The organism is Bradyrhizobium sp. i1.15.2 (assembly GCF_040548425.1).
Taxonomy (GTDB): domain Bacteria; phylum Pseudomonadota; class Alphaproteobacteria; order Rhizobiales; family Xanthobacteraceae; genus Bradyrhizobium; species Bradyrhizobium canariense.
The window spans coordinates 1-1,446 of the sequence record NZ_JBEPRQ010000080.1; the positions used below are offsets into that span (position 1 = coordinate 1).

At 67.0% G+C, this 1,446-nt stretch carries 1 protein-coding gene; it reads right to left on the reverse strand.

All coding sequences use genetic code 11. From position 1 onward, the window contains the following. Positions 1-1,446 (reverse strand): condensation domain-containing protein (locus ABIB80_RS39280; protein WP_354129648.1); only part of this gene is annotated, 1,446 nt, incomplete at both ends.

Here is a 1,446-nt window from a genome sequence, read left to right on the forward strand (position 1 = left end):
CTCACGCGCTCGCCCTCGCAGACCACCGCCACCGCGTCCGGCGCTTGGCGCACCTGCGCCTCGAACAGCTCATGGATGCACTGCTCCGCCGGATAGGGCGCCGCCGTCCGGTTCAACTCCTCCAGCAGATAGGTGCGCTCAGCGGGCGACAGCAGCTCAATCCGCCCGACCGGTTGCCGCGCATCGGCAACCATCGCCCGCAGCAGCGCCAGCAGATAGCCACGCTGCCGCTCGATCGTCGTCGGATCAAACAGAGCTGTGGCATAACCCAGCGTTCCCGCAATCACCTCGCCGCGCTCGCCGAGGTTCAGCTCCAGATCGAACTTGACCTGATCGTAGCCCTGCCCCGCCGCCTCGACGCGCAGCCCGGCAAGGTCGAACGACTCGACGGCGTCGTGTTGCCAGGCCAACATCACCTGGAACAGCGGCGTGTGATCAAGATGCCGGGGCGGCTGCACGATCTCGACCACCTGCTCAAACGGCAGGTCCTGATGCTCCTGCGCAGCCAGCGCCGTGCGCCGCGTCCGTTCCAGAAGCTGCGACACGCTCGGCGCGCCCGACAGGTCGAGGCGAAGCGCCAGGGTGTTGACGAAGAAGCCGATCAACTCTTCGATCTCGCGCCGGCCGCGATTGGCGCTCGGCACCCCGATCACAAGGTCGTCCTGTCCTGACAGACGCGCCAGCACCGCCGCCCACGCCGCCAGCACCGTCATGAACAACGTCGTGCCATGTTGCCGGCTCAGCTGCTTCAGCCCCCGCGTCAGATCCGCATCGATGACGACAGGCACACTGGCCCCGGCAAACGACTGTTGCGCCGGCCGCGGCCGGTCCGTCGGCAAGTCCAGACGGGCTGGGGCGCCAGATAGATTATTGCGCCAATAATGCGCCTGGCTCTGCAGCCGCTCGCCCGAGAGCCACTGCCGCTGCCAGGCGGCATAATCCGGATACTGGATCGCAAGCGGCGGCAGCGGATCGTCTTCTCCGGACACGAACGCCCGGTACAGCTGACTGAGTTCACGCACCAGCACGCCCAGCGACCAGCCGTCCGAGACGATGTGATGCTGGGTCAGCAGGAAGACGTGTTCCTCATCCGACAGCCGGATCAGCCGGCCGCGGATCAGCGGGCCATGCGCCAGATCGAACGGCCTGCGCGCCTCTTGCTGGCACAGCTCCGCAAGCGCGGCGTCCGCATCTACCCTGTCCTGCAGATCGTGCTCCACCACCGGCAGCCCCGCATCCGGCGGCAGAACCTCAACCCGGGGTGTGCCCTGCGGTGCGACAAAGACACTGCGCAGCGCCTCATGACGCGCAAACAAGCGGTCAAGGCTGCGCTGCCAGGCGCTGCGGTCGAGCGCGCCACGCAGCCGCAAGGCCAGCGGGATGTGATAGTTCGTGCTGCCCTCGTCCAGCTGAGCCAAAAACCATAGCCGCTGCTGCGCAAAAGAC